This is a genomic window from Priestia sp. D51 (assembly GCF_053345675.1).
Window position 1 is genome coordinate 642759 of record NZ_JBLTIR010000002.1, and the last position, 14472, is coordinate 657230.

Genomic DNA, 14472 nt, shown 5'->3' on the forward strand with positions numbered 1-14472 from the left:
AAGCGCTCCTTCCGGAGCGCTTTTTTTATTGGTTTACGTATGACTGAACTTCTTGTTTCCAAACAGCATAGCCTTGGCCTTTTAAATGAAGACCATCCACCGTGAAACTACTTTTTAACTGATTGTTTTTGGATACTTTCGAATACAGGTCAATGTAAGAATCACTATGTTTCTTAGCGAGACGCTCTAAATAGTTATTTAACGCTATCACATCTTTATTGTCCACTGCGTCGCCGCATTTTTTATTGTTCACGGGCAGTACACTTTGAATATAGACTTTTGTATCCGGTGATTCTTTATGAATACGCTCAAGAATTTCAGCGTAATTGGCTTTGGTTTGTTTTACAGATTTTTGCTCATTTAAATCGTTAATGCCAATCATTAAGAAAATCTTTTTTGGCTTAGCATCTGTAATGCTTTTTAAACGATGCAATACCCCTTCAGTTGTATCATCGGCTACGCCTCGATTGACAATCTGCTTATTATGAAAAAGTTCGCTCCACTCAGAGCGCTGGGTAATGCTATCACCGAGAAATACGATTGACTCTTTAGGAATACTTAATTGCTTGAACAAAGTTGTCCGTTCAATGTAATAAGGGTTATCCCTGTAGCTTTGCTTAGACGAATGTTTAGAAGACAGCGGATTTTTCATCGCGCTGCTGCTTGTTGCATAAAAAGCAAAAACACCTATGAAAAGGACATTTAAAATAATGGAACTGATAAATACAACTTTCTTTGTTGAACTCACGAAAACGACACTCCTGTACTTTGTATGGTTTTTAGATAACTCTACGATGATATAGTAAAGCTTCCTGTTAACACTCTTTCCCTCCATATAAGACATTTAATCATTTTTTGTAAATAATGATTTTACATAAAAAAGAAGCGGCGCTCGAAAGCGCCGCTTCTTTTTCTATAATATAAGGGGTTAAAACGTACTTTTATTATAACATATAGTCTATGGTCATATTTTCCTCTATTAGAAAATAGTTCTTATGTCGTTTCTTTTTCCAGCTGTTTTTCTCTTTTTACTTGTCTTGCGAAGAAGAGTTCGTATACAACTGGAATAATAATTAAAGTAAGAAGAGTAGATGACGTAAGTCCTCCAATTACCGTGATGGCTAAGCCTTTTGAAATCAGCGTTCCGCTTGACGTAGTAAGCGCCAGCGGGATTAAAGCAGCAATGGTAGCAAACGCCGTCATTAAAATTGGACGCAAGCGCGTTTTCCCAGCTTCAATAAGGGCTTCACGGATCGTCATGCCTTTTTGTTCGCGATTTTGGGTAATTCGATCTACAAGCACAATCGCGTTTGTTGTAACGATTCCAATCAGCATTAAGAATCCAATCATGACGCTGACGGATAGCGGTTCTTTTGCAATGACAAGACCAACTAACGAACCGATTGGCACAAAAATGAGTGACGATAAAATGATAAATGGAATACGCGCTTTTCCAAACGTAACGAGCATTGTTAAATACACAAGGCCGATTGCTGTTAAAATGGCTAGACCTAGAGATTGGAAGACTTCTACTGTCTCGTCGCTTCCGCCTCCTCCGTCCAAGCTCACATCTTTCGGCAAGTCTAGCTTTTTCACTCCATCTACAACATCTTTGGTCACAGCTTGAACATCATCGCCTTTGATGTCTGCTTCTACTCGTGCAAATACTTTACCGTCGAGTTTTTGAATAGAAGTGAACGTATCAATTGTACGAACGTCAGCGATATCTTTTACTAACACAGGCCCTCTCTCTGTAAACACTTGCAGGTCTTTAATTTCTTTTACTGAGGCAAGGCCTTTATCGTACGAAAGCTGAACCGCTCGTTTTGTATTATCCAATTTTAAGTCTCCAACCGATACCGGTTTGGTTTGATCAGAGATTGTACCAAGCAGCTGAAATCCAGATACTCCATACTCTGCGGCTTTATCAGGATCTACTTCTACTACAAGCTGCTTTTGCTTATCTGAGAAGTTATTTGTTACATATTTAAGACGTTTGTCTTTGTTTAAGTGGTTTTCCACTTGCTTAGCTGCCTTTTGCAAGTCATCTAAATTAGAAGAATATAAATCAACCGTCACGTTATTATTTGTAGGAGGCCCTCCTGTTGATGCTTCTTGCACATTAACTGTTGCTTTCGGTGATTCTTCTTTCGTGATGCTTTCCATTTTCTTTTGAACTTTATCAATAAACGTATCGACATTCACGCCTTCTTTTACATTCAAGAAATAGCCAACTTGGTTCGGACGTTTTACACCTGTTGAAAAGTCGCGTGATCCAACTTCCGTTGTCACGTCTGAAATTTCGTTTTGGTCCGCAAACATCTTTTCAATTTTTAAGGATACATTGTTTGTTTTTTCAAGGGACGTAGATGCCGGTAATTGAACGTTGGCTTGAAGCATTTTTTGCTCTTCATTTGGAATAAACGTAAAGCCAAGTGAAGGAACAAGCGCAAATGATCCAAACAGTAAAATAAAGGATAAAATCAAAATTTTGATTTTATGATTAAGCGACCATGCAATCGCTTTTGCATACCCGCGCTGCAGCTTTCCTTCTTTTTCTTCAGGCGGTACTTTTTTAAATGCAAACTTTGCGAGAATCGGCACGATTGTAATCGCTACAAGAAGAGATGCTAACAATGAAAAAACAACTGTTAAAGCAAACGGCAAGAAGAACTCTCCTGTAATTCCTCCTACAAAGCCGATTGGCAAGAATACGACAACCGTTGTAATCGTAGACGAGGTAATTGCTTTTAAAATCTCTTTTGTTGACGACTCGACAAGCTCATTGCTCATGCCTTCTTCTGAACGGCGAACGCGTCTGAAAATGTTCTCAATCACAACAATACTGTCATCCACTACGCGCCCAACGGCTACAGCCATTCCACCTAGTGTCATAATATTAAGCGAAATATCAAGCTGGTTTAAGAAAATAGCTGATACTAACAGCGATAATGGAATCGATATAATCGCAATGATTGTCGCACGGAAGTTACGCAAGAAAATCAGCACGGCGAGTGACGCAAATAATGCCCCGAGCAATCCTTCGCGTACTAATGTTTCAACAGACTTTTCAATGCCGTCAGCTGAGTCAAAGCCAATTGCGTAGTCTAACTGATCGTCATATTTTTTCAAAATCTTCATCGTTTCGTTGGCCACTTCAACCGTATTAGCGTCTTGCTTTTTTGTGATGGCCATCGACAGCGCATCTTTGCCGTCATAGCGTGTATATTCGCCTTGTTCTGTTACGGCTTCGACTTTGGCAATATCACCAAGTTTCACAGGCTGTGCTTCAGGGTTCATCGTGGATTTCAGCTGGATTTTCTTTAATGCATCGATCGTGGCAACTTTTTCTTCTACTCGCACTGGAATTTGAAGCTCTTTTCCGTTTAATGTTCCTGCTGGGAAGGAAACGGCTTTTTGATTAATTTGTTCTTTCATCCCATCAAGCGTTAAGCCAGCTTGAGCTGCTTTTTCTTTATCGACCGTAATTTGTAAAAGGTCCTCTTTCACACCGCCAACTGAGACGGAGTTAATACCTTGAATTTTATTCAATTCAGGAATCACTTCATCGTTTAATACTTTTTCAAGATTTGCATCATCTTTTGCAAACAGTGAAATGTTGAAAATCGGGAAGGAACCAAATGAGAAACGGTTTACGTCTACATTTGATGACTCTGGCAAATCTAATTCTTTTATCGACGAGTTAATTTGCTGTTCAACTTTATCTAAATCCGTATTAAACGGGAATTCTAAATTAATAATACCGACGTTTTCATACGATACGCTTTGTACGCTTTTAACGCCTTCAATTCCTTTTACTTGGTCTTCGATTTTCGACGTGACACTTTCATTTACGTCATCAGGAGAAGCCCCAGGATACGTTGCTTCAATGGACAGCTGCGGAAATTCGATATTCGGCAGTAAATCAATTTTTAGTTTTGAAAATGAATATAGCCCCGCTAAAATAAGTAAAAATGAAACGATAAACACAGCTACCGCATTTTTTAAACTAAATCTCGTCAAAAAATTCATCTTTTTCCTCCGTTACGTAACTAAGTTATTTGAGAAGCCTTCATCCTTTAATAACTGCAGACCCGTTTTATTTTTTTAACAATTTTAGAGTACCCATGGGTCAGTTTTTCGCAAAAAAAAACTCACCTCCTTTCATATGCTGATGAACTGTCTATACAAACTGAAATTTGATGGTCGCACGCTCCCCCTGGAAGCGAGATAAAAGAAAAGCCGTCTTGACCATATAAATCCCAGCCTTCAAAAAACGAGCTGTCATGAAACATATCTAGCGCATACCCATTAGAAAACGCAATTCGAAGGATACCGATATCTTCATACCACTGTATAGAGAGAATGAGCTGGCCAAGCAGCAGCGCTTCGACTTGCTGACGCTGCTCGGCGGAATGTAGCGATTTCCAGTCGGCTTGACCAAGCAAGATGCTGCGTTTGTTTTTTAGTCTCCATGGACATTCTGCCACAAGTCCGCCTTTACTAAATCCAAGAGAAAACGGCAGGGTGTTATCTGTGTTTACCTTTGTAACGGTTTGTTCTTGAAAATATGAAAAATTAATTACTGTGCTGCTGTTACTCATCATATCCCTCCATTATCAACCAGTACCGACGAGTCATTTTTGGGTCTCAAAATAGCAGCCTTCAATGTATAAGTTCACAATGAACTCCGCATAGTTCATGATATCTTCTTCTGTTATATCATCATCGGAAACGATATCCATCCTATACCCATTTAACATGCTGCAAAACGCTTTTGAGTGTAAAAAAGCGTTTTTTATTTTTTGCTCTTCAATCAATTTAGCAACAAGCCCATGATAATCCTCAAAAAATTGATGAAGACGCCCCATCATTTCTGGCATTTGGTGAGGGGCTTGCCAAAAAGAGTCCGGATATTTTTTAGTTTCGTAAAAAAAGAGCAGGTGATGTTTCGCAACTGAATAGAGCTTTTCGTGAAACGTTTGGCATTTATCTGTTCTTCGCTTTGCATGATACAAAAACTCATCAAACGAACGATTATTAACAGCGATATAAAGCGACTCTTTAGACGAAAAGTACAAGTAAAGCGTTCCTTTAGATACACCCGCTAGTTTAGCAATATCAATCATTTTTGCTTCATAGTAACCTTTGGATCCGAACACTTCAAAAGCAGCATCTAAAATTTTCTCCCGCTGCTGTTTTCGGTTTGTCATGGTAAAAAATCCTCTCATACGTTTTCGATACTATACATATAAAATAATTAAAATAACTTGTCAACACGTAGTGTGCTCTTTTATACATTGCATCACAAGAGTATGTCAGTTTTTCAAACAAAATACTTCTATAGCACAAATTAAAGCGTTTTCGACTTTTTTGTGACAGATACAAATGATGCTTGTATATGAAGAGCTTGCTATGGTACATTTTTGTCATCGATACAGAAATTTATTCCGTCGTTACGGGAGGAGAAAACATGGTTCTTACATCACCAATCGGTCGCCTGCGCTTAGTAGGAATTTTAGAAGGAATTTCATTTTTACTGCTGCTGGGCATTGCTATGCCGCTAAAATATGCAGCAGGCATACCCGAAGCTGTATCAGTTGTAGGCGCAGCACACGGTGCACTTTTTGTGCTGTATGCTCTTGCAGTCGTTCATGTAAAATTCGCGCATAAATGGTCAATCGGCCGCTCTTTATTTGCATTTCTTATGTCGGTTATTCCGTTTGGTCCTTTTATTTTAGAGCGCCAGCTGAAAAAAGAACAGTAAAAGAAAAGAACGTCACGGACACCATGTTTCCATGACGTTCTTTTTCCTTACTGTTCCGCACTATTTTCGCTAAAGTGGTCAATCGTTTTCCACCACTTCAGTGAGTGAGGTTTTAATAGCATTCCAATTTCTTCTGGACTAATTTGCTGATCTATAATCATTTCATGCATTGCTTGAAAGAGTCCCGTTGTAACAGCTTCTTTCACATCAGATTCACCTTCTATATACAGCTGTTCAATCGCTTCAAACACATCCGGTTCACGTTCGAGCTGGCCGTTATATTCAAGAGAGATCAAATGACCCGCTACTCGGCTTAATTCATGCTGCAGCTCTTCTTTATCGTTGAAGTTGATTTCTTCGCTTGGCTCAAAAGATGGGCAAGCTTCTTTTAGTAATGGAATAACATTTTGTTTTGTAATCATATCTAAATTCCCTGCCTTTGCATGTGTGACAAATTCTCTACTCTTTACCCTTTTCTCTTTTTCTATAAACTTGTTTTACAAAACTTTACCGTTTTCTACAACTACTTCTCCTTTTTTCACTACGCTATCAATATGATTCAAGCCATACTGATATTGAAGGGTTCGATAACTAGAGACATTAAAAATCGCTAAGTCAGCTTGTTTTCCGGCTTCAATACTCCCAATCTTATCTCCTTGATTAATAGCATGAGCTGCGTTAATAGTTGTGGCTACAAGCACTTCTTCAGGACTCATGTTCATATTCATACATGCCAGATTCATCACAAATTGCTGTGAAGTCGTTGGAGATGAACCTGGATTGCAGTCTGTAGAAAGAGTAACCGGAACGCCTAAATCGATCATTTTTCTAGCATCTGGCCATTTCATTCCAACAAATAAGGAATTCCCCGGTAAAAGTGTGGCTACGATCCGTTTTTCAGCCAGTTTCTTTAACCCTTCATCAGAAGCATACAAAAGATAATCTGCTGATATCGCTCCTACCTCTGCTGCGAGCTCTGCTCCTCTGCAGTATTCAAAGGGGTCGGCATGTATTTTAGGAAGCATGCCATGGCTTTTCCCGGCTTCGAGTATTTCTTGACATTGTTGGAATGAAAAAGCATTTGGAAGACATACAGCATCATTAAATGCTGCGAGCTTATAAGAAGAAATTTGAGGAATCATTTCGTGAATAAGTAAATTGACGTATTTCTGCGTATCTCTTTTATATGCTAAAGGTACGACGTGTGCTCCTAAGAAGGTGCTTATGACATCAACTGGGTGTGTATCATTCAGCATTTTAGCGATTTGCAGCTGCTTCAGTTCTGTTTCTAGTTCTAAGCCATATCCGCTTTTCACTTCTACAGTTGTGACCCCGTGAGCTAGAAAAGACGTAAGACGCTCATAGCTCTGCTGATAAATTCGGTACGCATACTCTTCCTGTGTCTGAACGACAGTGGAGTGAATACCTCCACCTTCTTCTAATAAATCCAAGTAAGAAGTTGGTCTTTCAAACCGCCTATAAAATTCTTCTTCACGAGAGCCAGCGTACACAGCGTGTGTATGAGGATCAATCAGACCCGGAGTTACAATTTTGTGAGAAGCATCAATAATCGTTGCATCATTTCTTTCCCTTTCATATTTTTGTTCTAGCTCTTTTGTTGTACCTACGGTCACAATTTGATCTCCTTCTATCCAGACTGAGCCATTTTCAATCACCGTCAAGTTTCTCATTTCTTTGCCAGCTAAAGGACCTTTATTTTCTTTGGCCGTTACAACTTGCGAAGCATTTTTAATCCATAGAGCTTTTTTGGACATCGTTGAATTTCCCCCTTTTCTAGCGTGTACCACGTTTTGGGGCTCCATGTTTACCGTAAACTCATTTAGATTCACCTACACATTTCGCACCTCTGCCTTCTTTCTTGTAGGTAGAAATTCGAAAAAGCATGTCCATGGTCTGAAAAGCGTGTTTTTAAGTCTTTAAAGCTAGATAACTTATATTTTTTTCAATTATATACGCTTTTAGACCCTTTTTTTCTCCGTTTTCTTACTTATTGACTCTTGTTTTATACAGATATATCCTTATATACTAAATCTTTTATCACATGTATTTTATAAACATCACGGCGAGGTCCCCTCAATAGGATAAATAATAGATTTCTAGGAAGAGAACGTTTATAATATTCTTTGAAGTTTTACTTTTAGAAAGATTCACTAATGGAGGAAGAAATATGATTGTCAACTATAAAAACCAAGCAACCGGCCATCGCATGAATAACGGCTGGAATCTTTTCTATGCGTCAAACTTAACGATGTGGCGCAAAGATGAAAAGTATTTGCTTTTAGATGAAAACCAAGATGTAGTGATGATCTTTGGCTTTAAAAAAGACGAAATCATTCTAGATAAATTGCAAACGTGGGGCTATACATTTGGTGTCCATCCAGAGAAAAAACAAATTTCCTGCTTGCAGCGTCAAGAAGAAATTGGTGAATAAAAAGAGGGCTGAAAAAATTCAGCCCTCTTTTTTATTAATGGGTTTGTTGAAACATAGCGCTCAGCTGCTTTTTTTCAGATGGTTTTACAACATAATACCATGTACCATCTACCATTTGTCCTTCTCCTTTTACCGTTACCGTTTCGAAATCAGGCCGTCCATTCTTAATGACGTTATACATCGTAAATGCATCGCTGACATCAATATTCGTTTGGATATGCTTTTTTCCGAGCGTGAGAAGACTTGGGATATTTTTCACCGTTGACATGTTCATTCCTTTATCTAATAGAGCTTCCACCACTTGACGCTGGCGATTGTTTCTTCCTAAATCACCTTTTGGGTCTTCATGTCTCATCCGTACATAGGCAAGAGCTTTTTCACCGTTCAACGCATTTTCTCCTTCAGGAAAGATAAATGAATCAAAGACAAAAGGAAACGGGTTATTCACGTTCACGCCGCCAAGTTCATCGACTACATCTTTGAACCCCTCCATATTTACTTTCACATAGTAGTCAACGTCAATATTTAAAAAATTCTCAACCGTGCGCACGGTTAAAGGAATGCCTCCGTATCGATAAGCATGGTTAATTTTCTCATCCGTCCCTTTTCCATCAATGTGCACGCGCGTATCTCTAGGGATCGGCATAACCTTTGCTTTATTATGGCTTTTATCTAAATTGACCACCATTAATACATCTGAGCGGCCCGTATCGCCTGGCCTTTCATCTACGCCCATAACGAGTACATTAAACGAATGAGGCTGCTCTTTAGCAGATGTTTGATGCTGATAGACAATTCCAAACCCAGCGGTTCCTAAAAGCAACATACATGCCGCTAAGACGCCTACTTTGTATTTTTTCATTCATACGGCCTCCTTTACACATCACTTACTCTCTATATGCCTTAATGAATGAAAATTTATACCTTCTTGAGGAAATTTAAGCACGCGTCAAAAAAGCCCGCTTGTTAGGAAGCTGGCTTTTCACTAGTAGATGTTAGCTTGATTTTTGATGCACATCACGCTGTGCCCATTCACTTTCTAGCATACTCATTTCAATTAAGCTCCAGTACTGTCCATCTACAAGCCGGACATCTCGAAGAAGGCCTTCGCGTGTAAAGCCAATTCGTTCATAAGACTGAATCGCCCGCTCGTTAAAATCAAAGACGCCGAGCGAAATTCGGTGAAGGCCCAGTTCTTCAAAACCGAAAGCTAACACTTTTTCAAACATGTGCGAGCAAAACCCTTTTCCTCTATACTTTTCACCAAGCAGCACTCGGCCAATTCTTCCTGTTTTATGATAATAATCAATATGAGCCAGGGAAATATGCCCAATAAGCTGTTCATTGTCATCTATGACAGAAAAAGCATAGGTAGAGGCACCATCTTCATTTGCATATCGAATATAGTGTTTTAACTGTCTAGGAGTAAGCGGAAAAGAAAAGCTAGAGCCGCTCCATTGCACCATAAATGACTCGGAGGGAATCCAATCCATTAGCTGTTTAAAGTCTTTTTTGGAGAACGGTCGTAGAGCTATCACATAATTCTCCCCCTTATTATTTCTGACTTTTCTAAATATATTACATTTATCATAATAAACTGTCAACTGTCTATGTAAAAAAAAGCCATCATTTCGATGACTTATAGCTGTAATGCTTTTCTGAGAAGAGTTAAATCATGAGTAAATTCAAAAAAATAGGTTCTATTTTCATTGTCAAATACCATCATGATTGGTTTTTGGTTCGGTTCAAGAACAAAAATAACTTCACTTGCCAGCGTGTTGACCGCACTATTTTCAATTTTCACGGCTGGATCAAGAGGTACTTTAACAAGATAGCCTTTTTTAGGAAGCGGACTTGCCTTTTTATATAAACCAGTAATGGACGCAATACTTTTTTCGGCTTCTTTTTGAACATTTGGAGGTTTGGGCGTTGAACGAACGACTCTGCCCGTTTCAATTTGAAACACCTCTACTTTTGGCTGTTCAGCACTTACTGCTTGCGGAAAAATAAAAGCAGCGAATACGACGCATACAGCAACCCATTTTCGTATCATTTTAAGCACCTCTTTCCATAGTGGATGAGATGGAGATAAGAATGGTCGTCTCTTCTTATACTATGACCTATTTTTACGTATTTATTTCACTAAATGAATGCCTATACTTCCATGTTTTTGTCATGTTCTCAGAACTTCCTCTATACACTACTAATAAGGACACGCTGTATGAGGTGATAAGATGTCGTGGTTTGAAGCATTTATTTTGGGAATCATTCAGGGGCTTACAGAGTTTTTACCAATAAGCAGCACGGGGCATTTGTATTTAGGGCGCCACTTATTTGGCTTAGACGATGCGGGATTGTATTTAGATACGATGCTGCACATGGGCACTCTGCTTGCTGTGTTTGTCTTTTATAAGCGTGAGCTATGGCATATTATTCGGCATCCCTTTAGCAAGCTTACAGGGCTTTTAGTGATAGGAACGATCCCTGCAGTTGCGATTGGTCTTTTGTTTAAAGACTATTTTGACAGCATTTCTAAATCTGGCCTAACGATCGGCTGGGAATTTCTTGCGACGGGACTGCTGTTATGGTTTGGTGATTCCGTAAAAAATGGCTATAAAAAAATGGATCATATTTCATACGGAGATGCTTTTTTTATCGGCTCGTTTCAAGCAGCTGCGATATTCCCTGCTGTATCCAGGTCTGGCTTAACGATGGTAGCTGCGTTAATGCGAAAATTAGACCGTGAAACAGCCGCTTATTTTTCCTTTTTATTGTCGACTCCGGCCATTTGCGGAGCAGTGTTACTTCAGTTAAAAGATGTAGTCACAGGTGAAGTCGAGCATCTCTCCGTTTTCTTTTTATTCGTCGCTACCCTTTCATCTGCTTTATTCGGTTATGTAGCGGTAAAATGGATGATCAATTATTTAAAGCATCATTCGTTAAAAACGTTTGCGATTTACGTTTGGATATTAGGTGCAGTCGTGCTTGTTTGTCAGTTTACGGGGGTGTTTTAAGATGAAGATAAAAGTCCGGACGCTTTTTTTAGTATTGTTTTTTGCCGGCATTTTAGTCGTGACAAGCTATGTTGATAACAATTCCCAGCAGTCGTTTGACAGCATATCTCACCTTTCACTTGATGGAGGAGCTGTTGAAACTTCTGCTGATGAAGACGCTGCGGAACAATTAAATATGTCGGTCAAAGAAGTTCATGTTAAAACAGAAAAAAGAGGCGGATACCGAATTGAAGTATACGAACAAGTAAATGTTTATAGAGATGATAAAGGAAAAGTAGTAAAAAAAGTGGCTACGGGAGAATATCAAACGTTGAAATATAAACTGAATGAAAAAAAATAAACCACTTACCGAAGTAAGTGGTTTTATTTTTAATGGTTAAAGTGAGCTGCAAGAATCCACAGTGTACCAACAACGATACAAAGTGCAATAAAGAAACTGTAAAGAATATTTGCAACCTGTACTTTACCATTTTCACTTTCAGTCATGTGCATGAACATTACTAGCTGCATTGCTGCTTGTAATAACGCTAGGATCATGATAAGAGTCATCGTAATGCTTCTTGATAGATCAGCTAGCACTACTAAACCAAGCGCTGCGAATGTTAAGGCTAGTGAAAGGATAAGCCCAAATACATGACTAAGCGGAAAACCTGCTTTTTGGCCTTGTTTATTTTCCATGTCTTATCCCACCAATCCGTTCAAGTATACAAGCGTGAAGATGAAGATCCATACAACATCAAGGAAATGCCAGTATAAACCGATAATAAATACTTTACGAGCAGTAACTGGTGTTAATCCTCGTCTTACTAATTGAATAATAATACTGATTGCCCAGAATACACCGACTGTTACGTGAAGACCGTGCGTTCCAAGTAGTGTAAAGAACCCTGATAAGAAGGCACTTGTTTGCATTGTTGCACCTTCGTGAACTGCGTACATGTAAAACTCACGAATTTCGTAGAAAAGGAATCCTCCACCAAGAACAAGTGTAATAACAAACCAAACTAAAAGTCCTTTTAAATCATTATTACGCATTTTAAAGATGGCAATTCCCATCGTGAAACTACTGAATAGTAGTAACAGCGTTTCGATCATAAAATCTTTAACAACGAACAGTTCTTCTGCAGTAGGGCCACCCGCTGTACGCGTATGGTACGTTAAGTACGTTACGAACAGCGTAGAGAACAACGCGATCTCGGCACCTAAGAAAATCCAGAATCCAAGGATATTCAGGCGACTTTGTTCTTCTTGGTATTCTAACGGCAATGATTTATCTAAATGTCCTGCCATTATTTGTCACCCCCTGTAATTCCTTCAACCTTCTTGATTTCATCTACTTTTACATAGAAGCCCGGATCATAATCAAATGAACGAGCAAGCATACAAGCAAAAATACCTGCTAATCCAACGATTGCCATTGGAATCCATTCAAATACTAAGCCAAATCCACCGATAAACCAGAAAATACCTGAGATAAACGGCACACCAGAGTTGCTTGGTAAGTGAATTGGTTTTAAGTCTTCTGCTTTAATTTCTGTTTCATTACGTTTTTTCATGTGCCAGAATGCATCCATTTCTTTCACATGAGGAATTACTGCAAAGTTGTAAGCTTGAACTGGTGATTTAGTCCACCACTCAAGTGTACGACCATCCCAAGGATCGTTTGCAGTGTCGCGTTTGTTTTTCCATGCACTGTATAATAAGTTAACTACTAATACGAAGAAGCCAAGACCCATTAAGAATGCACCGATTGTTGAAACTAAGTTTAATCCGTTCCAGCCAAGGTTGTCTGCATAAGTTTGCATACGACGAGTCATACCGTCTAAACCTAAGAAGAATTGTGGGAAGAAACATACGTTAAATCCAACAACAAAAATCCAGAATGAAATTTTTCCTAATTTTTCGTTCAACGTGTGACCGAAAATTTTCGGATACCAGAAGTATAAACCTGCGAAACAGCCAAACACTGTACCTGAGATTAATACATAGTGGAAGTGAGCGATTAGGAAGTAACTGTTATGATATTGATAATCGGCTGATGCCATCGCAAGCATAACCCCTGTTACCCCACCGATTACGAAGTTTGGAATAAACGCTAATGACCAAAGCATCGCAGTCGTAAATTTGATACGGCCTTTATACATTGTAAAGAGCCAGTTAAAGATTTTAACTCCGGTTGGTACGGCAATTAACATCGTTGTGATTGAGAAGAACGAGTTAACTGACGGTGAGTTACCCATTGTAAAGAAGTGATGCACCCATACAAGGTAACTTAAGAATGCGATACCGACCATTGATACTACCATTGCTTTATAACCGAATAAGTTCTTACGAGAATGTGTACTGATAACTTCTGAGAAGACACCGAATACCGGTAAAATAACGATATATACTTCAGGGTGACCCCAAATCCAGAATAAGTTAGCCCACATCATTGGAAGACCGCCGTTAGCCATTGTAAAGAAGGCTGTTCCGAATACACGGTCAAGTGTCATAAGTGCAAGCGCTACTGTTAATACAGGGAACGCGAAAATGATAATAATTGATGTGATGAAGATTGACCAAGTAAACATTGGCATTTTCATCATTGTCATGCCAGGGGCACGCATTTTTAAAATTGTTACAAAGAAGTTGATACCAGTCATTAATGTACCAGCACCAGCAATCTGTAGTGAAACGGCATAGAAGTTATTTCCGATACCCTCACTGAATTCTTTACCTGCAAGCGGGAAGTAACTTGTCCAACCTGCATCAGGAGCTCCTCCGATTACGAAAGAAAGGTTAAATAGCATTGCTCCCATAAAGAATGTCCAGAAACTGATTGCGTTTAAGAACGGATATGCTACGTCACGCGCACCAATTTGTAATGGAACGATTACGTTCATTAGTCCGATAATAAATGGCATTGCCATGAATAAGATCATGATAACACCGTGAGCCGTGAAGACTCCGTTGTAGTGATGTTCATCTAAAATGTTCATACCCGGGAATGCAAGCTGCATACGCATCATGATTCCATCAATTCCGCCGCGGAAAAGCATTAATACAGCTGAAAGGATGTACATGACACCGAGTCTTTTATGGTCAACTGTTGTTAACCATTCTGTCCATAACCATTTCCATTTCTTGAAATATGTTAAGACAAAAACGATACCGATGACCGTCATAGCGATTGCTGCGTCAGCAGCGTAAATCATAGGTTCGCCAGTGACGAAAAATTCATCTAGCTTCATTATGTC

Annotated in this window: 16 protein-coding genes; 4 read left to right on the plus strand and 12 right to left on the minus strand. The window is 39.1% G+C overall.

Annotation, left to right across the window (positions count from 1 at the left end; all coding sequences use genetic code 11):
- Positions 1 to 25 precede the first annotated feature (25 nt).
- The 4 genes from ACNHOZ_RS09955 to ACNHOZ_RS09970 form a co-directional block, all read right to left on the minus strand.
- The gene (locus tag ACNHOZ_RS09955; protein ID WP_048018953.1) at positions 26 to 748 is read right to left on the minus strand and encodes a GDSL-type esterase/lipase family protein; all 723 of its coding nucleotides are present in this window, start codon (positions 746 to 748) and stop codon (positions 26 to 28) included.
- A gap of 245 nt (positions 749 to 993) precedes the next feature.
- Complete coding sequence (locus ACNHOZ_RS09960) at positions 994 to 4032, minus strand: efflux RND transporter permease subunit (protein ID WP_048018952.1); 3039 nt, start codon at positions 4030 to 4032, stop codon at positions 994 to 996.
- 122 nt (positions 4033 to 4154) lie between these two features.
- On the minus strand, positions 4155 to 4604 hold the full coding sequence (locus ACNHOZ_RS09965) for a DUF6188 family protein (RefSeq protein WP_048018951.1): 450 nt from the start codon (positions 4602 to 4604) through the stop codon (positions 4155 to 4157).
- Positions 4605 to 4637: 33 nt separating this feature from the next.
- Positions 4638 to 5213 (minus strand): TetR/AcrR family transcriptional regulator, encoded by a 576-nt coding sequence (locus tag ACNHOZ_RS09970; protein ID WP_028414418.1) that lies wholly within the window; start codon positions 5211 to 5213, stop codon positions 4638 to 4640.
- A 260-nt stretch (positions 5214 to 5473) separates the two neighbouring features.
- Between ACNHOZ_RS09970 and ACNHOZ_RS09975 the strand changes: the two genes are divergently transcribed.
- Entirely contained in the window at positions 5474 to 5767 is a 294-nt protein-coding gene (locus ACNHOZ_RS09975; protein WP_013083888.1) for a DUF3817 domain-containing protein, read from the plus strand.
- Between the two features lie 47 nt (positions 5768 to 5814).
- On the opposite strand, the gene ACNHOZ_RS09980 is transcribed toward ACNHOZ_RS09975, so the two are convergent.
- Positions 5815 to 6189 (minus strand): DUF7674 family protein, encoded by a 375-nt coding sequence (locus ACNHOZ_RS09980; RefSeq protein ID WP_028414419.1) that lies wholly within the window; start codon positions 6187 to 6189, stop codon positions 5815 to 5817.
- 75 nt (positions 6190 to 6264) lie between these two features.
- The gene (gene hutI, locus ACNHOZ_RS09985; protein WP_028414420.1) at positions 6265 to 7542 is read right to left on the minus strand and encodes an imidazolonepropionase; all 1278 of its coding nucleotides are present in this window, start codon (positions 7540 to 7542) and stop codon (positions 6265 to 6267) included.
- A 413-nt stretch (positions 7543 to 7955) separates the two neighbouring features.
- On the opposite strand from hutI, the gene ACNHOZ_RS09990 reads away from it, so the two are divergent.
- Entirely contained in the window at positions 7956 to 8219 is a 264-nt protein-coding gene (locus tag ACNHOZ_RS09990; RefSeq protein ID WP_013057818.1) for a hypothetical protein, read from the plus strand.
- Positions 8220 to 8253: 34 nt separating this feature from the next.
- On the opposite strand, the gene ACNHOZ_RS09995 is transcribed toward ACNHOZ_RS09990, so the two are convergent.
- From ACNHOZ_RS09995 to ACNHOZ_RS10005, 3 genes are all read right to left on the minus strand, one after another.
- Entirely contained in the window at positions 8254 to 9081 is an 828-nt protein-coding gene (locus tag ACNHOZ_RS09995; RefSeq protein ID WP_048018950.1) for an LCP family protein, read from the minus strand.
- A 133-nt stretch (positions 9082 to 9214) separates the two neighbouring features.
- Positions 9215 to 9757, minus strand: coding sequence for a GNAT family N-acetyltransferase (locus ACNHOZ_RS10000; RefSeq protein ID WP_034270305.1), 543 nt, complete (start codon positions 9755 to 9757; stop codon positions 9215 to 9217).
- A 101-nt stretch (positions 9758 to 9858) separates the two neighbouring features.
- Entirely contained in the window at positions 9859 to 10272 is a 414-nt protein-coding gene (locus ACNHOZ_RS10005) for a hypothetical protein (protein WP_033580565.1), read from the minus strand.
- Positions 10273 to 10453: 181 nt separating this feature from the next.
- Between ACNHOZ_RS10005 and ACNHOZ_RS10010 the strand changes: the two genes are divergently transcribed.
- Positions 10454 to 11233 (plus strand): undecaprenyl-diphosphate phosphatase, encoded by a 780-nt coding sequence (locus tag ACNHOZ_RS10010; RefSeq protein ID WP_048018949.1) that lies wholly within the window; start codon positions 10454 to 10456, stop codon positions 11231 to 11233.
- A 1-nt stretch (position 11234) separates the two neighbouring features.
- Positions 11235 to 11573 carry a hypothetical protein gene (locus ACNHOZ_RS10015; RefSeq protein ID WP_048018948.1) on the plus strand — a complete coding sequence of 113 codons (339 nt, stop codon included), beginning with the start codon at positions 11235 to 11237 and terminating at the stop codon, positions 11571 to 11573.
- 29 nt (positions 11574 to 11602) lie between these two features.
- Here ACNHOZ_RS10015 and qoxD read toward each other — a convergent pair whose 3' ends face one another.
- Genes qoxD through qoxB form a run of 3 tightly spaced genes read right to left on the minus strand, consistent with a single transcriptional unit; the run spans position 11603 to position 14466 of the window.
- Positions 11603 to 11911: a cytochrome aa3 quinol oxidase subunit IV gene (gene qoxD / locus ACNHOZ_RS10020; protein ID WP_013057824.1), complete on the minus strand. Its 309-nt coding sequence runs from the start codon at positions 11909 to 11911 to the stop codon at positions 11603 to 11605.
- 3 nt (positions 11912 to 11914) lie between these two features.
- Positions 11915 to 12523 (minus strand): cytochrome aa3 quinol oxidase subunit III, encoded by a 609-nt coding sequence (gene qoxC, locus ACNHOZ_RS10025; RefSeq protein WP_013057825.1) that lies wholly within the window; start codon positions 12521 to 12523, stop codon positions 11915 to 11917.
- Positions 12523 to 14466, minus strand: coding sequence for a cytochrome aa3 quinol oxidase subunit I (qoxB, locus tag ACNHOZ_RS10030; protein WP_013083896.1), 1944 nt, complete (start codon positions 14464 to 14466; stop codon positions 12523 to 12525). Before qoxB ends, qoxC begins: the two co-directional genes overlap by 1 nt.
- Between the last annotated feature and the right edge of the window lie 6 nt (positions 14467 to 14472).